Source organism: Amycolatopsis sp. lyj-109, assembly GCF_046548995.1.
Classification (GTDB): Bacteria; Actinomycetota; Actinomycetes; order Mycobacteriales; family Pseudonocardiaceae; genus Amycolatopsis.
On sequence record NZ_JAJPWR010000007.1, the window covers coordinates 416,974 to 439,944 of the forward strand.

General features: G+C 71.9%; 18 protein-coding genes. 5 read left to right on the forward strand and 13 right to left on the reverse strand.

What is annotated here, in order from left to right; translation table 11 throughout:
- Positions 1–4: 4 nt before the first annotated feature.
- The 5 genes from ACLJQF_RS18925 to ACLJQF_RS18945 are packed head-to-tail and all read right to left on the reverse strand — an operon-like array spanning position 5 to position 5,920.
- Positions 5–1,840: a vWA domain-containing protein gene (locus ACLJQF_RS18925; protein ID WP_410610284.1), complete on the reverse strand. Its 1,836-nt coding sequence runs from the start codon at positions 1,838–1,840 to the stop codon at positions 5–7.
- A complete protein-coding gene (locus ACLJQF_RS18930; protein WP_410610286.1) occupies positions 1,837–3,075 on the reverse strand; it encodes a KH domain-containing protein in 1,239 nt (412 codons plus the stop codon). Before ACLJQF_RS18930 ends, ACLJQF_RS18925 begins: the two co-directional genes overlap by 4 nt.
- Entirely contained in the window at positions 3,072–4,358 is a 1,287-nt protein-coding gene (locus ACLJQF_RS18935) for a hypothetical protein (RefSeq protein ID WP_410610288.1), read from the reverse strand. The genes ACLJQF_RS18930 and ACLJQF_RS18935 overlap by 4 nt, the downstream gene beginning before the upstream one ends.
- Positions 4,359–4,404: 46 nt before the next feature.
- Entirely contained in the window at positions 4,405–5,283 is an 879-nt protein-coding gene (locus ACLJQF_RS18940; RefSeq protein ID WP_410610289.1) for a hypothetical protein, read from the reverse strand.
- Positions 5,270–5,920 (reverse strand): vWA domain-containing protein, encoded by a 651-nt coding sequence (locus ACLJQF_RS18945; RefSeq protein WP_410610291.1) that lies wholly within the window; start codon positions 5,918–5,920, stop codon positions 5,270–5,272. Before ACLJQF_RS18945 ends, ACLJQF_RS18940 begins: the two co-directional genes overlap by 14 nt.
- A gap of 159 nt (positions 5,921–6,079) precedes the next feature.
- Here ACLJQF_RS18945 and ACLJQF_RS18950 point away from each other — a divergent pair, with 159 nt between their 5' ends.
- Positions 6,080–8,977 (forward strand): tetratricopeptide repeat protein, encoded by a 2,898-nt coding sequence (locus ACLJQF_RS18950; RefSeq protein WP_410610292.1) that lies wholly within the window; start codon positions 6,080–6,082, stop codon positions 8,975–8,977.
- A gap of 166 nt (positions 8,978–9,143) precedes the next feature.
- On the opposite strand, the gene ACLJQF_RS18955 is transcribed toward ACLJQF_RS18950, so the two are convergent.
- Together ACLJQF_RS18955 and ACLJQF_RS18960 are read right to left on the reverse strand one after the other, a co-directional pair.
- Positions 9,144–9,320 carry a hypothetical protein gene (locus ACLJQF_RS18955; protein WP_176174712.1) on the reverse strand — a complete coding sequence of 59 codons (177 nt, stop codon included), beginning with the start codon at positions 9,318–9,320 and terminating at the stop codon, positions 9,144–9,146.
- Between the two features lie 82 nt (positions 9,321–9,402).
- A complete protein-coding gene (locus ACLJQF_RS18960) occupies positions 9,403–10,677 on the reverse strand; it encodes an MFS transporter (protein ID WP_410610293.1) in 1,275 nt (424 codons plus the stop codon).
- Positions 10,678–10,759: 82 nt separating this feature from the next.
- Here ACLJQF_RS18960 and ACLJQF_RS18965 point away from each other — a divergent pair, with 82 nt between their 5' ends.
- Positions 10,760–11,662 (forward strand): LysR family transcriptional regulator, encoded by a 903-nt coding sequence (locus tag ACLJQF_RS18965; protein ID WP_410610295.1) that lies wholly within the window; start codon positions 10,760–10,762, stop codon positions 11,660–11,662.
- Here the strand turns inward: ACLJQF_RS18965 and ACLJQF_RS18970 are convergent.
- A complete protein-coding gene (locus ACLJQF_RS18970) occupies positions 11,590–12,582 on the reverse strand; it encodes an aldo/keto reductase (RefSeq protein WP_410610297.1) in 993 nt (330 codons plus the stop codon). The genes ACLJQF_RS18965 and ACLJQF_RS18970 overlap by 73 nt on opposite strands.
- A gap of 47 nt (positions 12,583–12,629) precedes the next feature.
- Between ACLJQF_RS18970 and ACLJQF_RS18975 the strand changes: the two genes are divergently transcribed.
- Both ACLJQF_RS18975 and ACLJQF_RS18980 read left to right on the forward strand, forming a co-directional pair.
- Positions 12,630–13,952: a PLP-dependent aminotransferase family protein gene (locus ACLJQF_RS18975; RefSeq protein ID WP_410610299.1), complete on the forward strand. Its 1,323-nt coding sequence runs from the start codon at positions 12,630–12,632 to the stop codon at positions 13,950–13,952.
- Positions 13,953–14,044: 92 nt separating this feature from the next.
- The gene (locus tag ACLJQF_RS18980; protein ID WP_410610301.1) at positions 14,045–17,275 is read left to right on the forward strand and encodes a GH92 family glycosyl hydrolase; all 3,231 of its coding nucleotides are present in this window, start codon (positions 14,045–14,047) and stop codon (positions 17,273–17,275) included.
- 41 nt (positions 17,276–17,316) lie between these two features.
- Here ACLJQF_RS18980 and ACLJQF_RS18985 read toward each other — a convergent pair whose 3' ends face one another.
- The 4 genes from ACLJQF_RS18985 to ACLJQF_RS19000 all read right to left on the reverse strand — a co-directional run bounded on the left by ACLJQF_RS18985 (position 17,317) and on the right by ACLJQF_RS19000 (position 21,519).
- Complete coding sequence (locus tag ACLJQF_RS18985) at positions 17,317–17,868, reverse strand: DUF4231 domain-containing protein (protein ID WP_410610303.1); 552 nt, start codon at positions 17,866–17,868, stop codon at positions 17,317–17,319.
- 39 nt (positions 17,869–17,907) lie between these two features.
- Positions 17,908–18,966, reverse strand: a complete 1,059-nt coding sequence (locus ACLJQF_RS18990; RefSeq protein ID WP_410610354.1) for a glycosyltransferase — start codon at positions 18,964–18,966, stop codon at positions 17,908–17,910.
- Positions 18,967–19,090: 124 nt separating this feature from the next.
- A complete protein-coding gene (locus tag ACLJQF_RS18995) occupies positions 19,091–20,566 on the reverse strand; it encodes a serine/threonine-protein kinase (RefSeq protein ID WP_410610305.1) in 1,476 nt (491 codons plus the stop codon).
- Between the two features lie 152 nt (positions 20,567–20,718).
- Positions 20,719–21,519, reverse strand: a complete 801-nt coding sequence (locus ACLJQF_RS19000) for an inositol monophosphatase family protein (RefSeq protein ID WP_410610306.1) — start codon at positions 21,517–21,519, stop codon at positions 20,719–20,721.
- 28 nt (positions 21,520–21,547) lie between these two features.
- Between ACLJQF_RS19000 and ACLJQF_RS19005 the strand changes: the two genes are divergently transcribed.
- Positions 21,548–22,258 carry a creatininase family protein gene (locus ACLJQF_RS19005; protein WP_410610308.1) on the forward strand — a complete coding sequence of 237 codons (711 nt, stop codon included), beginning with the start codon at positions 21,548–21,550 and terminating at the stop codon, positions 22,256–22,258.
- A gap of 57 nt (positions 22,259–22,315) precedes the next feature.
- Here the strand turns inward: ACLJQF_RS19005 and ribA are convergent, their stop codons facing one another.
- The gene (gene ribA, locus ACLJQF_RS19010; protein ID WP_410610309.1) at positions 22,316–22,969 is read right to left on the reverse strand and encodes a GTP cyclohydrolase II; all 654 of its coding nucleotides are present in this window, start codon (positions 22,967–22,969) and stop codon (positions 22,316–22,318) included.
- Between the last annotated feature and the right edge of the window lie 2 nt (positions 22,970–22,971).

The following is a 22,971-nucleotide window of genomic DNA, read 5'->3' on the forward strand; positions in this document are numbered from 1 at the left end:
GGCGTCACTCCCGGTAGACGAAGGTCGGCGTGGCCCGGACGGCGGCGTCCGGCGGCCGCTCGGCAGCCCGCGGCGGCAAGACCCGGGTAGCCGCCGGCCCGACGAGCTGCCGGTACAACTGTTCGAGCACGTCGTGCAGCCGGCGCATCACGGCGACCTGGGTACCGGCGGGCGAGTCGGCCGGTACTCCGCACAAGCCCGCCACCCGGGCGTAGTCGGCACCGCCGCCTTCACCGATCACCGCCAGCTCGTCGAGGAAGGCCTGGAGCGGCGCGAAGGGTGGGTCGCTCTGCTGCGGTCGCAACCCGCGCGACACACCGAGGAGGAAGCCGGCCGTGCCCGCCGCGTCGGTCACCAGCGCACCGAACTCGCGGCCGGACAGCTGCATGATGAAGCGGTCGTCCACCCACACGGTGCGCTCGTGCGCACGCAAGAACTCGGTGTCGCACCGGCCGGCCAGCTCGGTGATGCTGATCTTGAGCTCTTCCCGGTGCCGGTCCCAGTCCTCCGCTCCGCCGTGCCGCAACGCCCGCAGCGCGGTGCGGGTGCGGTCCGGCAGGGGCCCGGGCCGCGCCATGTCGGTGAGCCGCTCGGTGACGCGGTGGATGATGCCGCCGCCCAAACCGCCGAAGTACTCGGCGACGACGTCGAGGCCACCGATCGTGGTCGGATCGCCGCCGCCGACCTTCACCAGTTCGCCGAGCAGCGTGTGGTTCGGGACCAGTTCCGGCCGCGCCATGTCGCCGCCGCGCTTCCGGTACATCTCGACGGTGCTGATGCCGATGGCGTGCAGGCGGATCCCGAGATCGCGCTGGAAGTGCGCCATCAGGCTCACCGGCTCGTCGACCGTGGGCACGACCACGCCGGTCCCGTCCTCACCTTTGGGCACCCAGTTCGCGCCGTCGCTGACGAGCACGATCAGCTTGTCGTTGCCCGGACGGCCGTGCTGGTAGAGCAGATTGGCCGCGGCGTGCAACGCGTTGCCGATGTCCGTGCCGCCCGACGGCCGCATCAAGGCGGTGGCCTGGCGGAAGTCGGTCACCAGCCGGCCGTCCGCCCCGGCGTCGAACTGCACCATCCCGCCGCCCTTGGGGAAACTGTGCCGCACCCGGCGGTCGAACTCGAGCAACGCGAACCGCGACATCCGGCCGGAGACCTGCAACCTGATCTCCAGCAGCTGCAGCAGTGACTCCCGGAGGGCGTCCATCCGGGTGATCCACCGGCTTCCCTGGCCCGCGCCGCCCCCGGCGGGCAGGTCCTCGACCGCCATCGAGGCGCTGGTGTCGGCCAGCACGACGACGTCGACCCCGACCCGGGCGGCCGGTGCGTAGAGCTCGACCACCGTGCTCCGGGTGACCCGGGCGACGACGCCGTGCTTCCCGCCGACGTCGAGTTCGCGGACGCGGTGCGGAACGCCGTCGATCGGTACCGAAAGGTCCGGGTGGGTCCGCGGCACCCACAGCAGTTCGCCCACCAGACCGGCCCGCGCGACGTCCTTGGCCGCGTCGCGGGGGTCGCGTTCGGTGGGCAGCTCCAGCACGAGCTTGCGGATCGGCACCGGCTCGACCCGCTCGAGCCGCCACTGCGGCCGGTCGGCGGCGTCCAGGTCACAGTGCGCGGCGAGGTCGTCGTCGACGGCCACGTGCTCTGCGGGCACCTCCGCGAGCTCGGTCGTGAGCACGGCGGTGCGCAGCCACCCTTGTCCACATCGGACGGTCAGCACGCACGGGCCGGCCCCGGCACCCTCGGGCACCCCGATCCGGGTGCCCGAAACGGGACCCCCACCCGGAACCACGGCCAGCCGGTGGGTGTCCGAGGCGGCGACAGCCGGGGCCGTCATCGGTCGCCCCCCTCGAACTGGACGTCGACCTTCAGCCGCTCCCGGTAGGACCGGATGTTGCTCCCCTTCGGCCCGATGAAGAGACCCTTGAGGTGCGGTGGCACTTCGACGAACAGCATGGCCTTGCGCGAATTTTCCCGACGCTGGCTGGCCCGCTTGTACTCGCCGAGCCGGATCACCCGCGCGAGCTTCGGGCTGACGATCCCCCGCAGCTCTTCGACGAGCCGTTCCCCTTCACGCCGATCCTCCTCGGCCTCGGCCAGCTGCCGGTCCCAGCCCGGCCGGGCCTCCGTGATCGCCGTCGCGGTGGCCGGATCGCGGCCGGCTTCCCGCTCCAGCGCCTGGAGGATCCGGTCGATGGCCGGATAGTCGCGGGCCAGCTTCCCGTGTTCGCAATTCCGCAGCGTGTAGCCGAATCCGGACAGGCTCGGCAACCTTTCCTTGCGCCGGCGCCGGCCGGCTCCCGTGACGATCTGGAAGAGCAGATCGGCGGGCGGCACCGCCTTCACCGTCCGGTGCGCGGCGCAGCGGCCGAGTCCCACGCGCTCGCCGCCGAACACCTGCCACCGTTGCGCGTGCCTGGTGCACATCCGCCGGGGGCACCGGCGGAGGTCGCGGGTGAAGTACTCACAGCGGACGGAGCCGAGGTCGGTGCACGACGGGCTCTCGCACCGCGGGAACGCGTCTTCGTAGCAGGACGGGCAGAAGTCGAGGTCCGCATCCCTCGGGTGCGGACGGCGGTGCGTCCGGCACCAGGCCCGCTCGCGCCGGCACGCCCGGCCCGCGCACCGGAACTCGGCCGGCTCGCCACAGCCGTGACAGGACGGCCGGTGGTCCCGGCAGGTGGCCACGAGCGCACCGTCGAGGATCACCACGTGCCGGTCGCACACGCGGTTGTCGTTGTCGTCCGATGGACAGGATTTGCAGACGAAGGGCGCGTACTCGGACTTCCCGGTGCAGTGCCGGCACCGGTAGCGGATCTTCGGACGCTCCCGCACGGCGACGACCGCGAACGTCGTGTCCGGCCCGGCGACCGTCGTGCCGGAGGGCAACCTGACGACTTCGAGCCGCACCGTGCCGTCCGCTCCGTCGAGTTCGTGCACGGGGCGGCGCCTCAGGTCACGCCCGGTCAGCGCCGGCTCGAGATCGGCCCACAGCCGCGCGAACCCTTCTTGGTCGGTGGGAGAATTCCGCAGCTCTCGCAGGTCCAGCACCAGTTCGACGTCCTGGCTCATCGGGCGGCCTCCAGGTCCCGGCGCGGCTGTTGCCGATCTTTCGCGGAGCGGCCGGCTGCCCGCTTCGGCGAGCGCTCGGCCGCGGCGTCGGCGAACGTCCGGCGCCACTCCCCGAGCACGACCGATACCCGGCCGGGCGCGGCGGCCGTCAGCTCCGCGAGCAGTGGCCCGCCGGCGTTCGGATCGGTGAGGGCGCCCCGGCAGCGTGCGACGAACTCCAGGTCGCCGGCGCCGGCCCACTGCGTGAGCAGGTCCCGTTCGGCCGCGGCGTTCCGCAGGCCGAGCCCGGCGAGATCGACCGCGAGCAGAAAGGGCGCCAGCTCGTCGACGCCGGCGTCGAGGCTGCGGAACTCGACGGCGGTCTCCTGCAGCAGCCGCCGCACCGCATCCCGCGCCGGGAGCCTGCCCGGTTCCGGGCGTCGGTCCGGCCGGCCCCGCCGCCGGTCCTCCACCACGAACCGGGCGCGGAATCCGTCGGCCACGGCGCGAGCGCGGTTCTCCTCGAGCGATCGCTGGGGTTCGTGCCCCGCGCGCCGGCCGTCGCGCACCAGCCGGCGGGCACGCATCGCCAAGGCGCTGAGCACCAGCGCCTGCGCGCGGCTCGTGGCCAGCGTCGGCGCCGATTCCAGGCATCGCACGACGACTCCCCGGGTGCCGTCCGGCAACTCGACGGGCGAGATGTCCATGCGGTCGAGCTGCGCGACTCCGTCCCGGCGCCGCAGCTCGGCTTTGACGCGGTCCAGGTGATCGCTTGCCGTCGAAGCGAGAAACCTCGTGGCGAGGTGCGCCGTGGACCCCGCGAGCCACCTGGAGCCGATGCGGTCCGGTCGTCCGCCGCTCACCGCAGCGCCCCGGCCGGTCATCGCGATGAGCGCCGGAACACAGCTGCGCAACAGGTTGCACAGCACTTCCTGCTCGACCGAAGTCAGTACTTCCAGCACGTGCACGTCGCCGCCGGGCACCGCCGAGTGCGGTGCCGGGGCGACACCCGCGGGCACCAGCACCCCGCCGATGCGCTCGGCGATCGTCGCCGATTCGGCCAGCACGCTCGCGAGCTCGGTGAAGACGTCGTCGCGCGCGGGGCGGGTGCCGAGCCAGCTCATCGGCAGTTCGATCGCGAACAGGCCCGGGGCGCCCGCGGTCACCCGCAGCCGTTCGCCACCGAGCCGGAGGTCCGCCTGGGCGAAGGCGTGGGTCATGGCCTCCGGCTTGACCCCGAGGACCGCGAAGGCCTTGTCGAACCTCTGCCGAGACGCGCCGACGCGCGTGAGACTGACAAGCATGACCCACTGATCGGCCCCGGCGACCGCATTCGTTACAACCTGGCCCTTATTGTCCACATTGGACCGAGTTTCTCCCGGCCGCCCACCGGGCTCCGTACACCAGCCCCGGAGTGAGGTGGCGGAACTGCAGGTGGACCTCCCCCGCCGCGTCCACCTGCAGGGTCCGTCCCCGGTACCCCGGGTCCGCGAGGTCCCTCTCGAACGCGCCGTCCAGTGCCAGCACCTCCGGTGGGCCCTCCTTGCCGAACCGCAGCCTCAGGTCGAAGACCTCGCACCGGTGCCGCGGGAGGTAGACCATCCGCATCGACGGCTCCACCGTGAACACCGCCGCGAACTCCCACGACCCGCCGCGGGACAGCGGTGCCGGCAGCTCCACGGAGCCCTCCGAAAGCGTTCCGCCGTAGAGCACCGAGCCCTTCTTCGAAGACGAAGCCAGGTCGAACGACCGAAGACCGTCCTGATCCGCCACCACGCGGTGCTGCTCGAACAGGCACGACTCCTCGAGCACCAGCGCCATCGTCAGGGCCGTCGTGTGCCAGCGGCCCGGCGTACCGATCGGAGCCGCCGGCGATGCCAGCTCGGCCAGCAGCACTATTGCCTCGTCCACGCGACGGCGGACCGTGCGCGGGTCGCGGTCGACCTGGGCGGCCACCCAGCGCATCCGCTCCTGGTACAGCGGCTGGCGGGCCTCCGCCGTGATCGCGAAGGCCGCCATTGCCGCCAGGCGGAGGTCCTCCGGCAACTGCAGCGACAGCTCGGACAGCCGGGCCGTCACCTTCGCCCGGATCGTCACCATTCCGTCCTGCTCCGACACCCCGCACGCCGAGCGCAGCGCCGGTCCCACCCGGTCCGCCAGCCTGCTCGCCTGCAAGCCCCTGCCCTTACGCAGGGTCTTCAGCTCCTGGACCAGCTCAGTGCGCTCCACCGGCTTCTCCTTCAGTGGGTCTCCATGGCAACCCCCTTTTGGACAGGGTGCGGTCGGCCGGTGGACCGGAAGTGGACAGAACGTGCATCACCGAGGCGATCAGCGCCGTCCCCATGCGGACGCCGTCGCGGCCGAGGTACGTGCGGAACGTTCCGATCCGGCCGAGTGCCTCCTGGTCCGCGTCGCCCAGGCCGAACGTCACCACGCGCGGGCACACCGGCCAGCCGGGGTCCGTCAGCGCGGCGAACGCAAAAGGCCACGTCACCGGGTCCGTCGGCTGGCCGTCGGACAGGAAGAACACCAGCGGGCGGTGGACCTGCAGGCGGTGGCGCTCCAACGCCCGCACGTCCCGGTCTATTTCGGAACGCAGGAACGTGAACAACGGGCCGAAGTTCGTGCCCGCGCACGGGCGCGGTTCCGGCAGCTCGGCGAGGTCGTCCATCGGGAGCAGCGACTGGACCACCTGCGGTTTCTCGCCGAACCCCACGACGCTGCAGAACACGCGGCCGGCCAGCGATGCGTCCGCGTGGACGGCGCCGCGGAACTCGCGCAGCCCGGTGTTCAGCTCGTCGATGTGGTCCGTCATCGACAGCGAGACATCGCACGCCACGTAACACGGCAACACGTCGGACCCCATATCCGTTTCTCCTTCACCCCAGATCGAAGGGCGGGAGTGTGCCAACGCCGTGTGCACCGAACGTGGAAGAAATGCGGATTTGCGAAACCCGGACGGCCGATTGCGCGACATCAAAAGAGGACAGCAAGCTGACGCCGGGGAGGCCGTGTGGAGTTTCGGATGCTGGGGCCGCTCGAGGCGTGGCAGGACGGCGTGCCGGTGCCGCTCGGCGACCAGCAGCAGCGGTTCGTCCTGGTCGTGCTGCTCCTGCACGCCAACAAGCCCGTCACGCCCGCCCGCCTCGCCGAAATCGTCTGGGCCGACCGCGAAGCGAAGCCCACCCTGGTGCGCAGCTACATCAAGCGGCTGCGGGACGTCGTCGGGGACGCGACCATCGAAACCACCGCCACCGGCTACCTGCTGCGGGTCGGCGCGGACCAGCTGGACACCGCGCGGTTCAACCGGCTCCGCGCCGAAGCCGCGGACGTCCGCGCCGACGACCCCCGCCGGGCGATCGCGCTGCTGCGCGAGGCCGCCGGGCTGTGGCGGGGGAAGTTCCTCGAAGACATCGACATCGACCGCGTCGGCGGCCCCGAGGTCATTTCGCCGGACGAGAGCTACCCCGACGTCGTCGGTGACCTGGCCGAACTCGAGCTCGAATCCGGCGACCACCGCTCGGCGCGCGACCGGCTGCGGCCGCTCGTCCAGGCCGATCCGGCCAGCCAGAAGCACGCCGAACTGCTGATGCGCGCGCTGCTCGCCGGTGGCGATCGGATGGCCGCCCTGCGCGTCTTCCACGGCACCCGCGACGCCCTCGCCGCCCTGCGGATGGCGCCCGGGCCGGTGCTGCGCAAGCTCGCCGCGCGCGCCGAACAGGGCGATCCGCCCAGCTCGCTGCCGTCCCGGCCCGGCGGGTTCACCGGCCGGACCGGGGAGCTCGCCGCGATCGAGGCGGCCGCCTCGGCCGGGCGTCGCGCGGTCTGGGTCAGCGGTGCGCCCGGCGTCGGCAAGACCGGGCTGGTGGTCGAAGCGGCCCATCGCCTGCGCGGCCGGTTCCCCGACGGCCAGCTGCTCGCCCGGCTCAACGGGTTCACGCCCGGCGTCGACCCGGCCGACGTCGGGGACGCCCTCAGCGAGCTGCTCGTCGAACTCGGCGTGCCCGCCGAACAGATCCCCGCCACCGTGGGCCGGAAGGTCACCCTCTACCAGGCGACGCTCTGGGGCACGCGCACCCTCGTCGTGCTGGACAACGCGGCGTCGCCGGAGCAGATCCGGCCGCTGCTGCCCGAAGCCGACGGCTGCCTGGCCGTCATCACCAGTCGGCGGATGGGCGACGCCGACACCGGCGAAAACATCCGGCTCGCGCCGTTGCCGCCGGAGGAAGCGGCCGAGCTGTTCCACACGCTGGTCGGACCGTCCCGGCTGCGCGGCCGGGCGGCCGACGTCGAGGCGGTGGTCCGGCGGTGCGGCCACCTGCCGATGCCCATCCGCGTGGCGGCCGCGCTGTTCCGGCGGCACGACCGGTGGCCGCTGGAGCACCTGCTGCGCCTGCTCGAAGAGAACGGGCCGTGGGGCGAGGACGACGGCGTCGCCGCGGTCCGGGTGTCCTACCGGCAGCTCGGCGAGCCGCAGCGCGCCCTGTTCCGGCTGCTGGGCAGCCTGCCCGGCCCGGACGTCGACGTCGCCGGCGGCGCGGCCCTGGCCGGCTGCGACGTCGCCGAAGCCCGGGAGCTGCTCGACGACCTGCACGAGGTCAGCCTGCTGGAGGAGGCCGCGCCCGAGCGGTACCAGATGCTCGATCCGCTCAAGGAGTTCGCCGCCGGCGAGCCGGCACCCGAACCCGCGCTGGTGCGGCTGCTCGACTACTACCTGGTCACGCTGGCCGCCGCGGTCCGCGCCGCCTACCCCTTCGACCGGGCGCAGCTGCCGTCGACGACGGACCGGTCCTGCGCGGTGACGCCGGGCTTCGCCGACGCCGGCGCCGGGCTGCGGTGGATCGTCGCCGAACGCGACAACCTCGTCGCCGCCATCCGCTACGCCGCCGCGCACGCGCTGCCCGAGCACACCTGGCGCCTGGCCGTGCTCTTGTGGCGCTACTTCAACACGACGAACCAGTTCGAGGACTGGATCGGCACGCTCGAGCTCGCCTGGCGGGTCGTCGCCGCCGACGCGGGCAACGACTACGGCCAGGCGCACGTCCTGCTGCGGCTGGCCACCGCGCACGACCGGCGCGGGCAGCTCGCCGAGGCGTTGGAACTCGCCGCCCAGGCCCTGCCCAAGTGGCGCCGCCTCGGCGACCCGCGCGGCGAAGCGGCGACGCTGTGCGCGCTCGCCATCCCCACCATGGAACTGGGCCGGCACGACCAGGCGATCGCCCACCTCGAGGCCGCGCTGGCCAAGTACGAGCAGACCGAAGACCGCCGGGGCGAAGCCCACGCGCTGGGCATGCTCGGCTACCTCAACGAACAGCACGGCAACCTCCAAGTCGCGGTGCGGCAACACGGATCCGCCGCGCGGATGCTGCGGGAGATCGGCCACGTCCAGGGCCTGGCGCACACGCTCAACAACCTCGGCTCCGTGCAGGAACGCCTCGGCCTGCTCACCGAGGCGCTGACCAGCTACACGGACGCGCACGCCCACGCCGCCGAAATCGGCGACCACTGCGTCGAGGCCTACGCGCTGAACAACCTCGGCAACGTGCACCGGCAACGCGGCCGGTACGCCGAAGCCGTCCGCTACCACGACAAGGCCCGGGAAGTGGCGGCGAACGTGCCGGACGCGGACCTGCGCACCCAGCTCTACCTCGACCGCGGCGCGACGGCGCTGGCCCGGGGCGCCCGGCAGGAAGCGCTCACCGCCGGCAAGTCCGCGCTGGACCTGGCCGACGGCAGCGGCAACCGCGCCTACCGGGCCCGGGCCCACCGCGGCGTCGCCGAGACGCTGCACGCGATGGGCAACCACAAAGGCGCCGTGACGCACTGGGCCGCGGCCGAGGCCGAGTTCGCCGCGCTCGACCTGCCCGAAGCCGGCGAGGTGCGCGAAGAACGTTCGGCGCTGGGCTGCGCCTGCCGGTCGTGAGTGGAAAACGGTCTTTGCCGACCTACGTTGTCAGTCGAGCCAACTCACGCACCGGAACGGCCAACTCAGGCACCGGAACGGCCAACTCACGCACCGGAACGGCCAACTCGCCGGCGGTGTGGGTGAGTTGGCCGTTCCCGCGGGTGAGTTGGCCGTTCCGGAGGGCTCAGCCGTGCCAGGGGTTGCCGTCGGTGGTGGGCGTCGGGGTCGGGGTGACGACCGGGGCGGCCGGCGCCCCGCCGTTGTCGTCCGCGTACGCGGTGGTGGAGCCGATCACCGGCAGCGCGGCGAGCGCGCAGATCGCGAGCACCGGACCACCGATTTTGGCCAGCTTCTTGAACATGGCGAATCCCTCCTCGGGAATGGTGATTTCGAGCGCTTCGTTGATTTCCTGCGCTCACCACCGAGGATTCGCTTCACCCCATTCAGCTACAAGGGGTTTCCTGTTTCATAAACGAACAGGAAACAGCCAGCGCGCCGGCCAGGAGCACACCCGCGGCCGTGACCAGCGCGATCGACGCCGTCGTCGCGGTCAGCGCGGCACCCAGGATGGCCACCCCGAGTGCCGCACCCGCCTGGCGGGACGCGTTCAACGCACCGCCCGCGACGCCGGTCAGCTCGGGTGGCGCCGCGGCGACCACCATCGCCAGCAGCGACGGGATGGCGAACGAGACTCCGAAGCCCAGCATGGCCAGCGCGACCACCGACAGGGCCGCCGACGTCGAGCACGCCTGGAGCAATGCGCCTCCGGACATCAGCACGAAACCCGATATCGCCGGAATTCGCGGACCGAACCGAGCCACCAGCCGACCGGTGAAAATCGGGTTGAACGCCGTCGGGATCGTCAGCGGCAGGAATGCCAGACCCGTCGTCGACGGCGGATAACCGCGGGTTTCCTGGAAATACAGCGACAGCACGAACAGCACCCCGGACAACCCGAAGTTCACGATCGCGCCGGCCGCCAGGCCGAGCGGGAACGCGCGGCCGTGGAACAGCCGCGCCGGGAGCATCGCCTCCGGGTGCCGCTGGGACCGCACGAACACCGCGGCCGCGGTGACGGTGAGCAGCAGGGCACCCCACGACCGCTCGATCAGCGCGTAGGTCAGTGTCGACAAAGCGACCACGGCCGACAGCTGCCCCACGACGTCGATGCGGCCGGGTCGCACCGGACTCGGCGGGGCCGACCGGGACAACACCCAGGCGATCGCGGCCACCGGGACGTTGACCAGGAAGATCGCCCGCCAGCCGAACGCCTCCGTCAGGAGACCGCCCAGCAGCGGGCCCGCCACCAGGCCGGTTCCGCTCACCGCGGCCCACACCCCCATCGCCTTCGCCCGCGCGGACGGCACCGGGTAGGCCGCCGCGATCAGCGACAGCGAAGCCGGGACGAGGAGGGCGCCCGCGACGCCGAGCAGGGCCCGGAGTGCGATCAGCATCGGCGCCGAGAACGACAGCGCCGACAAACCGGACAGTGCCGCGAACGAGATCAGCCCGGCCGAGAACACCCGGCGGGCGCCGAAGCGGTCCGACCACGCCCCCGCCGTGAGGAGAAAAGCCGCGAACGTCAGCGTGTAGCCGTTCGAAATCCATTGCTGCGCCGACAAAGAAGGCGAAAGGGCCGGAAGCGCGACCGTCACGATCGTCGTGTCCAGCATGACCAGGAAGTAACCCAGCGAAAGGCCGGTGAGGAGTCTTGCCACTCCGAAAGCCTGGACGCTCGGTGACATCGACGGAAGCAGGGAGTTACGATGGTGGCTATCGGGAACGCCGATGGGGGATGCCATGGAACTGCGCCACCTGCGCACCTTCCGCGTCGTGGCGCGGACGCTCAACTTCACCCACGCCGCCGCCGAGCTGCACTACGCGCAGTCCAGCGTCACCGAGCAGATCCAGGCCCTGGAGGCGGAACTCGGCTCGAAGCTGTTCGAACGCGGGCGGCGGCTGCGGCTCACCGGCGCCGGGCAACGGCTCGTCGGCTACGCGGACCAGGTGCTCGAACTCGTCGAGGAAGCCCGCGCCGCGGTCGACGAGGAGCGCGGTGAACCCGAAGGGGACCTGACCATCGGTGCCCTGGAAACGCTGTGCGCGCACCGGATCCCGGCCCTCTTCGGCGAGTACCGGACGCGGTGGCCGCGCGTGCGGGTCACCCTCCGGGAGGGCAGCCGCGGCGAGCTCTACCAGGCCGTGCAACGGTCCGAAATGGACGTTTGCTTCACCTTCGGCAACGCGCCCGCCGACCCGGCGCTCGCCAGTGCCTCGCTGGGCACCGAACCACTCGTCGTCATCGTCCCGCCGGGGCATCCCTTGACACAAAAGGAAGAGCTCCGGCCCACCGACCTCGACGGCGTCGGCTTCCTCGCGACGCCGCAAGGCTGCGGCTTCCGGGAGATGCTGGACCGGATCGACGGCCCCGTCGTCGAGGCGGAGGTCGGCAGCCTCGCCGCCCTCGCGCGGTGCGTGGCCGCCGGCCAGGGGTGCGGGCTCGTGCCCGCCCTCGTCGCCCGCGATGGCGCGATCGCCGTTCCCCTGGCCGGGGCGGCCACCGACATCACCATGACGTGGCGGCGGCGCGACGAGCACAAGCCGAGCGTCGCCGCGCTGCTCGCCACCGCCTACGCGTTGTCCAGCACGGACAGCAGCTCCTCCGGCAGCTCCAAGGTGAAGGCCGGGGCGATCGACTCGTAGTGCTCCCACGTGCGCGGCCCGATCAGCGGGATGACGCCGTGGTGCACCAGCCACGCCAGCGCCACCTGGTTGCCCGACGCACCCAGCGCCGACGCCACCTTCGCGACCGCGGCCAGACGCGCGTCCGAGTCCGGGCCCGCATAGGACCGCCAGACGGGAGTGGACTCCCGGTACGCGGCATCGTCGTAGATCCCGCGCAGCAGCGAGGAGTACGCGGCCAGCGAGACGTCCGGGTGCAGCGACAGCCAGTCCAGCAGCTCGGCGCCCGCGATCGAGGGGACGTCGGCGCCGGTGGGGCGCAGGTACGAGTGCTGGACCTGGACCGCGACCGGGGCCGCCCAGTCGTTGGCCAGCGCCAGGGACCGGATGCGCTCCAGGCGCCACGTCCGGACGTTGCTCCAGCCGATGTACCGCACCTTGCCGGCCCGCACCAGTCCGTCCAAAGCGGACAGTGTCTCCTCGAGCGGCACGGACCGGTCGTCGACGTGGACGTAGTAGAGGTCGATGTGGTCGGTGCCCAGCCGCCGCAGGCTGAGCTCCACCTCGCGCTCGATCACCGCCGCGCCCGCGCCTTCGAACGTGCGCTCCACCCCGGCCCAGTCCACCGTGCCGTCCGGATGCCGGGCGGCGCGCGCCGCCGGGAGGTCCGTGATGCCGGCCGACACCTTCGTCGCCAGGAAGACCCGGTCACGCCGGCCCTTCAGGAGCCGGCCGAGGAGTGTCTCGCTTTCGCCGCCGGTGGCGTCCGGGGCCCACCACGCGTAGCAGTTCGCCGTGTCCAGGAAGTCGCCGCCCGCGCCGAGGTAGGCGTCCAGGATGCGCTTCGACGTCGGTTCGTCGGTCGACGTGCCCATCAGCATGCAGCCCAGCGACACCTGGCTCACGTACTGGCCGGTCCGGCCCAGTTCCACCTTCTTCATGCCGACCACGCTAAGCCCGGATCGGTCCGGTACTACAGTCCAATATCGTGGCAGAATCACAGACCGATTGGGGCGTGCTCCTGGAACCGGCCGGGCCGGGCCCGAAGCACGAACAGCTGGCCAGGGCCTTGCGCAAGGCGATCCGGGACGGCGTCCTGACCGGCACCATTCCGCCGAGCCGCCGCCTCGCCGCCGACCTCGGGTGCTCGCGGTGGGTCGTCACGCAGGCCTACGCCCAGCTCGTCGCCGAGGGGTACCTGGCCGGGCGGACCGGGTCGGCCACCCGGGTCCGGCCGGTGGGCGACGCGGTGGCGGCGCCGGAACCGGCGCGCGCGGCGGCACCGCGGTACGACCTCGCTCCGGGCCTGCCCGACCTGCGGAACTTTCCCCGCCGGCCGTGGGCGGACGCGCTTCACGGAGTGCTCGCGAACACGCCACACCCGGACTTCGGGCTGCCCGAGCCGGGCGGCCACCCCCGGCTGCGGCGGGTCCTCGGCGAGTACCTCCGGCGCGTCCGCGGCGCCGCGCCCGGCACCGTGCTGGTCTGCGGCGGCGTCACCGACGGCGTGACCGGCGTCTGCCGCGCGCTGGTCGAGCGCGGCAGCACCCGGCTCGCGGTCGAGGATCCCGGGTGGACGCGGTTGTGGCGGCGGGCCGAAGGCGCCGGGATGACCGTCCACCCGGTGCCGGTCGACGACGAAGGCCTCGACGTCGGGCGGATTCCGGCGGGCGTCCGCGCCGTGCTCGTCACGCCCGCGCACCAGTTCCCCACCGGCTCGGTCCTGTCCCCGCGGCGGCGCGCCGAGCTGCTGACCTGGGCGCGGGACGTCGACGGCCTGATCCTGGAGGACGACTACGACGCCGAGTTCCGGTACGACCGGCGGCCGGTCGGGACCGTCCAGGGCACCGACCCGGGCCGGGTCGCGCTCTTCGGGTCGGTCAGCAAGACGCTCGGTCCCGCGCTCGGGCTCGGCTGGGTCGTGCTACCTCCACAGTGGACAGTGCGGGCGCACCCGCCACCCGTGCTCGACCAGCTCGCGCTGGCGGACTTCATCACCAGCGGCGGCTACGACCGGCACCTGCGGGCGGCACGGCTGCGGTACCGCGCGCGGCGCGACAAGCTCGTCGGCGCACTCGGGCCGGCGCGGCTCTCAGGGGTCGCGGCCGGGCTGCACCTCGTGCTCCACCTCGACCAGGACGCCGCGGCCGTCGTCCGGAAGGCGCGGGCGATCGGTGTCAAGGTAGCCGATCTCGACGGCTACCGGACGACGGCGGGCGACCCCGCGCTCGTCCTCGGCTACGGCAACCTCGCCGACTCCGGCATCGAAGCCGCCGCGCGGCTGCTCCGGCAAGCGATGACAACAGCTTGACCTGCTTGCCGCCTTCTCAAACGGCCGCCGATGTGAAAAGCTGCGGAACAGTCCGCTTCTGACAACGTTGTCACCTGGGAGGTGCGCGCCCCATGGGGTCGCCAAGCAGACGACTGATCGCCGCGGCCGCCGTCGGGTTCGTGGTCGCGGCCACGACCCAGGCCACCGCGCACGCCGCCGGGCCGGTCGATCCGGTGAGCCTGGTCAACCCGTTCGTCGGCACGCAGAACTTCGGGAACACGTTCCCCGGCGCCAGTGCGCCGTTCGGGATGGTGCAGGTCAGCCCGGACACCGGCGGCCAGGGTGGTTACGACTACCTGCAGAACGCGATCTACGGCTTCAGCCAGACGCACCTGTCCGGCGTCGGCTGCGGCGTGATGGGCGAACTGCCGATCATGCCGACCACCGGGGCCGTGGACAACGTTGACAAAGACGCCTACAAGTCCGCGTACCGCCACGACGACGAGCACGCCGAGCCGGGCTACTACCGCGTCGGCCTCGAGAAGTACGGGATCGACGCCGAGCTGACGGCGACCGCGCGCACCGGCTGGCAGCGCTACACGTTCCCGTCGACCGGGCAGGCGAACGTCCTGTTCAACACCGGTCAGGCCAACCAGTCCGTCAAGGACTCGGAGATCCACGTCGTCGGCGACCGGACCCTCGAAGGCCGCGTCCGCGCCGGCGGGTTCTGCGCCGGGCACGACGAGCACACCGTCTACTTCACCGCCACGTTCGACCGGCCGTTCAGCTCGTTCGGCACCTGGCGCGGCTCGACGCGCAGCGACGGCAGCCGGGACGCGGCGGGCACCGGTGGCAACGGCGCCTGGGCGAGCTTCGACGCGAGCACCGACCACGACGTCGTGCTGAAGGTCGGCCTGTCCTACACCGGTCTCGACGGTGCCCGGAAGAACCTCGCGGCGGAGACGTCGGACTACGACTTCGACGCCACCCGCGCCGCGCTGCACCGGCAGTGGGCCGATCGGCTCGGCGCGATCAAGATCGCCGGCGGCACGACCGAGCGGCAGACGGCGTTCTACACCGCGCTCTACCACGCGCAGCTACACCCGAACCTGGCCGGCGACACCGACGGCGCGTACACCGGCTTCGACGGCAAGGTGCACACCGCGAGCGGCTACACGCCGTACCAGAACTTCTCGCTGTGGGACACCTACCGGCCGCAGAACCAGCTGCTGGAAATGCTGGAGCCGCAGGTCGCGCGGGACGTCGCGCTGTCGGTCGTCGCCATCGGCCGCGACGGCGGGTGGCTGCCGCGCTGGGCGCTGGCCGAGAGCGAAACGAACATCATGACCGGCGACCCGGTGACGCCGTTCCTCGCCGAGGCGTGGTCGAAGGGCCTGCTCGCCGGGCACGAAGAAGAGGCGTACGCGCTGCTCAAGAAGAACGCGACGAGCACACCGCCCGCCGATTCGCCCTACAACGGCCGGTCCGGCGTCGGCTACTACAACGAGCGCGGGTACGTCCCGAGCGGGCTGGAACTCGGCAAGGACTGCGCGGCCAAGGGTGGCGACAACGACTGCGAGCACCCGGCGTCGGCGACGATGGAGTACGCCGCGGCGGACGCGTCGCTCGCGCTGATGGCCCGCGGGCTCGGCCACCAGGCGGACGCGCGGATGTTCGCCGACCGCGGCCAGTGGTACCGCAACCTGTGGGACTCCTCGATCCGGCAGTTCCGCCCGCGCACCACCGAGGGCACGTTCGTCACGCCGTACAACCCGGTCGACGCCGGCCACCAGTTCCACGAAGGCGGCGCCTACCAGTACCAGTGGCTCGTGCCGCAGGACCCGGCCGGGCTCGTCTCGCTGATGGGCGGGCGCACGTCGACCGAGAAGCGCCTGGACTCCTTCTTCTCCTACGGCAACCTGCTGAAGGACCCGGCGGGCACCGCGCGGAAGGACTGGATCGCCAGCCCGTACGACTACTACGGCAAGGCGACCTACAACCCGAACAACGAGCCGGATCTGCTCGCGCCCTACATGTACAACTGGGTCGGCGCGCCGGCGAAGACCGCGACCGTCGTCCGCGCGGCGATGACCCTGTTCACCACCGGCCCCGACGGCATGACCGGCAACGACGACCTCGGCACCATGTCGGCCTGGTACGTCTTCTCGTCGCTCGGCCTGTACCCGACGATGAGCGGCGCGAACTTCCTCGCGCTGTCGAGCCCGCAGTTCGAGTCGGCGACCGTCCGCATCGGACAGTACGGCTCGGCACAGGGCGGGACGCTCACGGTGTCGGCGCCGGGTGCGAGCGACGCGAACCGCTACATCCAGAGCGTGTCGCTCAACGGCCGGAACATCCGGCAGACGTCCCTGGACTGGGCTTCGCTGGCGCACGGCGGAACACTCTCGCACCAGCTCGGGACCCGGCCGTCGTCGTGGGGGACGTCTGTTTCCGCGGCACCGCCTTCGGTGAACAACGCGCCGGGCGACCAGCGGCGGCACGTCGACGCCTCGCTGCGGCAGACGTCCGTGGTGGTCCCGTCCGGCGCGGCGCGGCAGGTGCACCTCGACCTGGACGTGGTGGCCCAGAACCCGGGGCTGCAGCCGGTGACGGTTTCGGTCACGTCGCCGTGGAAGACGCAGGTCAAGCCCCTGCTCCTGGTTTGGTCCGGACGGCTGCCGGTGCCGGAATCCGTGCCGATCACGGTGAACGTGCCCGCGGGGGCCGCGCTGGGGACGTACCCGGTGCAGGTCAAGGTGTCCGGCTCGAACACGGTGACGCGTTCGGCCACCATCGAGGTCCGGACGCCGTCGGCGTGCGTGTCGCCGGGTGCGCAGTGCGCGGTGGAGCTCGGCCGCGACCGCAACCACGACGGCACGGCGACCGTGGCCTCCTCTTCGGAAGGCAACTTCGACGGCGGCGGCTGGAGCTACGACGCTGCCCTGCTCCCCTCACCGGGCCCGGTGGTGTGGGACGGCGTCACCTACGCGGCGCCGGACGCTTCCGGGACTTCGCCCAACTTCGTGGAGGCCCGCGGGCAGTCGCTGTTGCTGCCGGCCGGGCAGCACGCGACGCTGCGCATCGTCGGGGCGTCGCACAACGGGCCGGTGTCGACGACGGTGACGGCGCACTACACGGACGGGACGAGCGGCGACCTGGCCTTGACGTTCGGGGACTGGGCCGGGTCGGGGAGTCCGGTGGTGCTGGAGATGCCGCACCGGATCAAGGCGGGGAGCGGGGTCGATGGGCCGCCGGTCCGGCTGTTCGGGATTTCGGGCGCGCTGGACGGTGGGAAGACCGTGCAGTCGGTGAGCCTGCCGAACGATCCGCGGGTGGAGATCTACGCGCTCACCCTGGCGTGACGGTTCGGTTCGCCGGTTCCCCGGCGAACCGTTCCGCCAGGTCACGGCGAGGGTCGGACGCCCGGCTGCGGCGGGCGGTCGTGCTTGCGGAACTCCACCCACCGACGGCTCACATCGGCCCAGAGGTCCTGCTGCTCGACGTAGAACCGGTCGAGCCGATCCCGTTCGAGGTTCGCGGCCGGCGTGGTCACCAGGTAGTAGTCCATCTCGTCGCGCAGCCGGTTCATCCGGTACTGCGTTTCTTCCATGAGCAGCCAGCGCGAGCGCCAGGTGAAGAATGTTTCGAGGCCGGTCAACAGCGTGACCGCCGCGACCAGCGGCAACGCGATGGAAGCGCGTAGCGGAATCTCGGGGATGCCGAGCACGACAGTGGACAACGCGGTGAGCACCAACGCGGAGATCCGCACCCACGAAGCCGGCTTCTTGAACCGCTTCTTCCGCGAATCGATCCACTCGATGTCCGCAGACACAAGATCGCGGAAGCCGAGGAAGACCTCACGGAGCGGAAGGTCGGGCTGCCGCCCGACCAGGTCCAGGAAACCCTGTTCAGAGGCGAGTTCGGTCGGCGACGAAGTCCGGCGTCTGGGCCACATCCGGCCAGATTCTCGGACCCGCCGTCCGCACGGCAAGCGTCAGGCGACGATCCGGGGTTCGGACGCCAGCCGCGACAGGACGAAGGTCAGCCGGCGGGCCGCCACGTCCCACTCCTCCAGTGCGCTGCCGCGACCGAGGGCCGCCGTGCGCAACGAGCGCCGGAGCTCCGGGTCCGCGTACCAGCGGTGCAGGGCGTCCGCCAGCGCGAACGGGTCGTCCGGCGCGACGAGCAGACCCGGCATCTCGCCGTCCGCGTCGACGCCGAGTGCGTCGTGCACGCCGCCGACCTCGGCGGCCAGCACCGGGATGCCCCTGGCCAGGGCCTGGGCCACGAACATGCCGGACGTCGCCGCGCGGGCCGGGATGACCAGCAGGTCCGCCGCGTTGTAGGCCGCGCCGAGGTCGACCGCGTCGCCGGCGAGGGTGATCCGGCCGCCGAGGCCGAGGCGCTCGATCGACCAGCCGAGCTCCTCGACGAACGCCCGGTCCGTCTCGAGCGAGCCGGCGAACACGCACGACAGGGCCAGGTGGTCGACCTCGCCGAGGGCCTGGACCAGCACGTCATGGCCGTTGCGGCGGGTCACGTCACCCACGCAGAGCAGCCGGGACACGCCGTCCGCGCCCGCCGCGAGCGGGGCCGCGTCGGTGCCGGGCTTGGCGACGTAGACGCGGCCCGGGTCCAGGTCGTGGCGGTCGATCAGCAGCCGGGCGAGCCATGGGCTGGTCGCGACGACCATCCCGGCCATCCGCAGCGTCTCGCGCTCGCACGCGTCCAGCTCCGCGGCGTGTGCCGGGGTGAGACCGGGCTCGTCGGCCAGGGGCTGGTGCACCAGCACGGCCAGGCGCAGCCGCCGCGTGTGCGGGACGACGATCTCGGGCACGCCGGAGGCGATCATGCCGTCGAGCAGCACGACCGTCCGGTCCGGCAGCGCGGCGAGGGACCGCGCCAATCTCCGTCTCGACGTCGCGTCCGGCTCCGGCCAGTCGCCGGCGATCGGCAGCTCCAGCACCGGCTGCCCGACGGCGGGCAGGTTCTTGCACATCCGCTTGTCGTAGGTGTCGCTGCCCGGCGGTGCGGCCGGGAGGATGAACACCATCGGGTCGGCGGGCCTCACCGCGCACGCCGGAGCAGGTCGGGTTCGGAAACAGACACGGCTACCTCCAGCGTGGATCGACGGCGGTGACGGCTCATACGTCACACGCACCCCGAGCCGGGAAGGTTCAGCTCTGCGCGTCAATCATCCAGATTCCGTTCACCTGGACCATCGTGAAGGTGTCGTTTTCGGGCTTGGCCCCGTCGTAGGTGACGTGCGCCGTGACCTGGTTGAGCCCGACCTCCTTGACGCTGGACGCCTCCACCTTCCGGTACTGGCCCCAGAAGCTCTTGTACTTGTCGTACGTCTGGTTGCGCGACGCCCTGAACCGGTCGGTGAGCAGGTTCCACGCCGCCTGGGGATTCGCCGGGAGCAGCGCGTAGTAGTCGCTCAGCGCCTGGGCCGCCGTCTTCGACGAGGCCACCGTCGAGATCGTCGGCGATGCCGGCGCGGTCGAGGGCGCCGAGGACGGCGGAGAGGAGGGCGCGGGCGTCGACTGGGGCGTCGAGGGAGCCGCGGACGCCGAGGTGGCCGGCGTCTGCGACGGCGGCGGGGCGGCGACGTTGTCCTGCGGCGCCTTCTGCCGGACGACCAGCAAGATCGCCACGACGACCGCCACGCACAGCAGCGCCGCGCCCGCCCCGACCGCGATCAGGCCCTTGCGCGCGCCGGGCGACACCGCGGTGACCTCGCCCGCGGGCACGGTGACGGCGGCCGGCAGGACCGGCACCGCCGGCGGCTCGGTCTCGGGGATCGTCGCGGCGAGCACCGACTCGCCGGGCTCGACCTCCGGCAGCAGTGCCAGCAGCTCCTGCTCGACCTCGTCCATCGACGGGCGCTCGGCCGGCTCGGAGGCGAGCATCCGCAGCAGCAGCGGCGTCAGCCGGCCGGCCTTCTCCGGCGGCACGATCTCGCCGCTGGAGGCCTTGTAGAGCAAGGCGATCGGGTTGTCGGCCGTGCCGTAGGGCGACTGCCCCTCGACCGCGGCGTACAGCGTGGCGCCGAGGGAGAAGACGTCGGCGGCGTAGTCCGCGTCCTCGCCGCGGGCCACTTCGGGCGCGAGGTACGCGGGCGTGCCGGCGATCTCCCCGGTGGCCGTCAGCTTGACGTCACCGATCGCGCGCGAGATGCCGAAGTCGGTGATCTTCGCCGTGCCGTCCTCGGCGACCAGGATGTTGGCCGGCTTCACGTCGCGGTGCACGACCCCGGCGCGGTGCGCGCCGGCCAGCGCCGAGCTGATCTGCACGCCGACGCGGATGGCGTCGTCCACCGTCGCCGGCTCCTCGCCGAGCACGAGGGCCAGGCTCTTCGACGGCAGGTACTCCATCACCAGCCACGGCCGGTCCTCTTCCTCGAGGACGGCGAACACGGTGATCGCGTGGGAATGCTGCAGCCGCGCGGCGATCCGCGCCTCGCGCATCGCGCGGTTCTTCGCTTCCTGGGTGCGTTGCTCGTCGTGGTCGTGCGGCAGCAGGAGTTCCTTGATCGCCACGGTGCGGTCGAGCTTTTCGTCCTGGGCCCGCCACACCGTGCCCATCGCGCCGCCGCCGATCGGCTCGAGCAGCCGGTACCGATCGCGGATCCGGCGACTTTCCACGAGCATCCACCATTCTCCGAAGTGGCCCACGAGATCCGGTCAGCATGCCAGCCTGCGCGGCCGACCGGAACCAACGTAACCGAAAACCTTGCGCGGACAGTGCATTCCCGACGATGCAAAAGTGCGCTGTGGCGCCGCCCACGGTGTACCCGGGAATCCTAACGAACAACCCCATGGGCACGATCAAGCGCATCCACGATCTCCTTGCGCAGCCCGGCGCCGACGGCGATCGTCGCCGCGGAACCGACCTTGTGCTCGCTGCCGTCGCGGTCCACGACGGCGCCGCCGGCCTCACGCACGAGCAGCACGCCGGCCATGGTGTCCCAGGGATTGTTGGACAGGATCAGTGCGGCGTCGAGCTTTCCGTCCGCCACCCAGGCGAGGTCGATGGCCGCCGTGCCGAGCATCCGGATCTTCTGCGCCCGCGCGCCGAGGTCCGAAAGGAGCAGCAGCCGCGCCCGGTTCTTCTCCTCGGCGAGCTCGCCGATCGCGAAGTCCCCGACGGCGATCATCGCGTCGGACATCTCGGTCGCGGTGGAAGCGCCGACGCGCTTTCCGTTCGCGAAGGCACCTTCACCGCGCGCGGCGGTGTACGTGACGCCGAGGTACGGCAGCGTGATCGCGGCGACCGTGCTGTGTTCGCCGTCCACCAGCGCCAGGGAAATCCCGCAGAGTGGAATTCCGCGGGCGAAGTTCGCGGTCCCGTCGATCGGGTCGAGGGCCCACCAGCGGCCACCGGCGTCCCCGCTGCGGCCGCGCTCCTCGCCGAGGATCCCGATCTCCGGCGTCTCGGCGGCGAGGAACTCCCGCAGCGCGTCCTCGACCGCGGTGTCGACGTCGGTCACCAGGTCGCGATCGCCTTTCGCGGAAACGGAAAAACTCGGGCGCGACCTGACGATCTCCGTCGCTTTCGCCACGGCCTCGCGCGCGACGTCCAGTAGTGCGGCATGCTCGGTCATGCCACCAACATAGAGAAGGGGCGCGCCCATGACCGAGCTGTTCCCGCTCGCCACCACCGCCGACGAGCAGGAGCGGCGGGCGTCGGTCGCGGTCCTGCCGGTCGGCAGCTTCGAGCAGCACGGCGCGCACCTCCCGCTGGCCACCGACACGGTGATCGCCGCCACTCTCGCCCGCGCGGTGGCCGAGGCGTACCCCGTCCTCCACCTGCCGCCGATCACGATCTCGTGCTCGCACGAGCACGCGGGGTGGGCGGGCACGGTGAGCATTTCGGCCCGCACGCTGCACGCGGTGGTCACCGACGTCGCCGCGTCGCTGAAAGCGTCCGGCGTGGACCGGCTCGTGCTGGTCAACGGACACGGCGGCAACTACGTACTGTCCAATGTGGTCCAGGAGGCGGCGGGCGCGATGGCGCTGTTCCCCGGCGTCGCGGACTGGCAGGCGGCCCACACGGCGGCCGGCCTGCGGACGTCACTGGACGACGACATGCACGCGGGCGAGCTGGAGACGTCGATCCTGCTGCACGCCCACCCGCACCTGGTCCGCCCGGGACACGAGGAGGCCGACCACGTCACCGACCGGGAGCACCTGCTGACGCTGGGCCTGCGGGCGTACACGGAGTCGGGAGTGGTCGGCCGTCCTTCACTGGCGACTGCGGCGAAGGGGCACGTCGTGCTGGACACGCTGGTGCAGCGCTTCGCCGGCGTCCTCGAGGTGTTAGGCACGCCGCGAAGTTCGTGAAGGCCACCTTGAGGAACTACAAGTTCCTCAAGGTGGCCTTCACGAACTTGGGTGAGGTCACGAGCCGGCGAAGACCTGGTCCAGGTGCGGCAGCAGGTGGGCCATCCGCTCGGCCTTCGTCCGCAGGTACCGCAGGTTCTCCGGATTCGGCGGAACCAGCAGCGGGACCTGCTCGCTGATCCGGATTCCGTAGCGCGTGAGCTGCTCGACCTTCGCGGGGTTGTTCGACAGCAGCCGCACCGAGCGGACGCCGAGGTCGGTCAGGATGCCCGCCGCCGCGTGGTAGTCGCGGGCGTCGACCGGCAGGCCCTGTGCCACGTTGGCGTCGACCGTGTCGAGGCCCTCGTCCTGCTGCAGCCGCATCGCCTCGAGCTTCGCGAGCAGGCCGATCCCGCGGCCCTCGTGGCCCCGGACGTACACCAGCACGCCCGAGCCCTCCTCGACGATCCGGTCCAGCGCGGCCGCCAGCTGGTCGCCGCATTCGCAGTGCGTCGAGCCGAGGACGTCCCCGGTCAGGCACTCGCTGTGCACCCGGGTCAGGGCGCCGAGCGGCGACACGTCGCCGTAGACCAGCGCGAGCTGTTCGGTGCCGGTGCGGTCGAGGTACCCGACCGCGCGAAACGTTCCGTGCCGGGTCGGCAGCCGGGTTTCGACCACCCGCTCGACCACGGCCCGGCGCGGCAAATCTCCTACGATCTCGCTGGCCGTCATGG

What these genes read in the sequence shown, in the direction of transcription:
- ACLJQF_RS18925 (WP_410610284.1), bottom strand. Translation starts at nt 1,840, where the DNA reads ATGACGGCCCCGGCTGTCGCCGCCTCGGACACCCACCGGCTGGCCGTG.
- ACLJQF_RS18930 (WP_410610286.1), bottom strand. Translation starts at nt 3,075, where the DNA reads ATGAGCCAGGACGTCGAACTGGTGCTGGACCTGCGAGAGCTGCGGAAT.
- ACLJQF_RS18935 (WP_410610288.1), bottom strand. Translation starts at nt 4,358, where the DNA reads ATGCTTGTCAGTCTCACGCGCGTCGGCGCGTCTCGGCAGAGGTTCGAC.
- ACLJQF_RS18945 (WP_410610291.1), bottom strand. Translation starts at nt 5,920, where the DNA reads ATGGGGTCCGACGTGTTGCCGTGTTACGTGGCGTGCGATGTCTCGCTG.
- ACLJQF_RS18950 (WP_410610292.1), top strand. Translation starts at nt 6,080, where the DNA reads ATGCTGGGGCCGCTCGAGGCGTGGCAGGACGGCGTGCCGGTGCCGCTC.
- ACLJQF_RS18955 (WP_176174712.1), bottom strand. Translation starts at nt 9,320, where the DNA reads ATGTTCAAGAAGCTGGCCAAAATCGGTGGTCCGGTGCTCGCGATCTGC.
- ACLJQF_RS18965 (WP_410610295.1), top strand. Translation starts at nt 10,760, where the DNA reads ATGGAACTGCGCCACCTGCGCACCTTCCGCGTCGTGGCGCGGACGCTC.
- ACLJQF_RS18970 (WP_410610297.1), bottom strand. Translation starts at nt 12,582, where the DNA reads ATGAAGAAGGTGGAACTGGGCCGGACCGGCCAGTACGTGAGCCAGGTG.
- ACLJQF_RS18980 (WP_410610301.1), top strand. Translation starts at nt 14,045, where the DNA reads ATGGGGTCGCCAAGCAGACGACTGATCGCCGCGGCCGCCGTCGGGTTC.
- ACLJQF_RS18985 (WP_410610303.1), bottom strand. Translation starts at nt 17,868, where the DNA reads ATGTGGCCCAGACGCCGGACTTCGTCGCCGACCGAACTCGCCTCTGAA.
- ACLJQF_RS18990 (WP_410610354.1), bottom strand. Translation starts at nt 18,966, where the DNA reads ATGGTGTTCATCCTCCCGGCCGCACCGCCGGGCAGCGACACCTACGAC.
- ACLJQF_RS18995 (WP_410610305.1), bottom strand. Translation starts at nt 20,566, where the DNA reads ATGCTCGTGGAAAGTCGCCGGATCCGCGATCGGTACCGGCTGCTCGAG.
- ACLJQF_RS19000 (WP_410610306.1), bottom strand. Translation starts at nt 21,519, where the DNA reads ATGACCGAGCATGCCGCACTACTGGACGTCGCGCGCGAGGCCGTGGCG.
- ACLJQF_RS19005 (WP_410610308.1), top strand. Translation starts at nt 21,548, where the DNA reads ATGACCGAGCTGTTCCCGCTCGCCACCACCGCCGACGAGCAGGAGCGG.
- ribA (WP_410610309.1), bottom strand. Translation starts at nt 22,969, where the DNA reads ATGACGGCCAGCGAGATCGTAGGAGATTTGCCGCGCCGGGCCGTGGTC.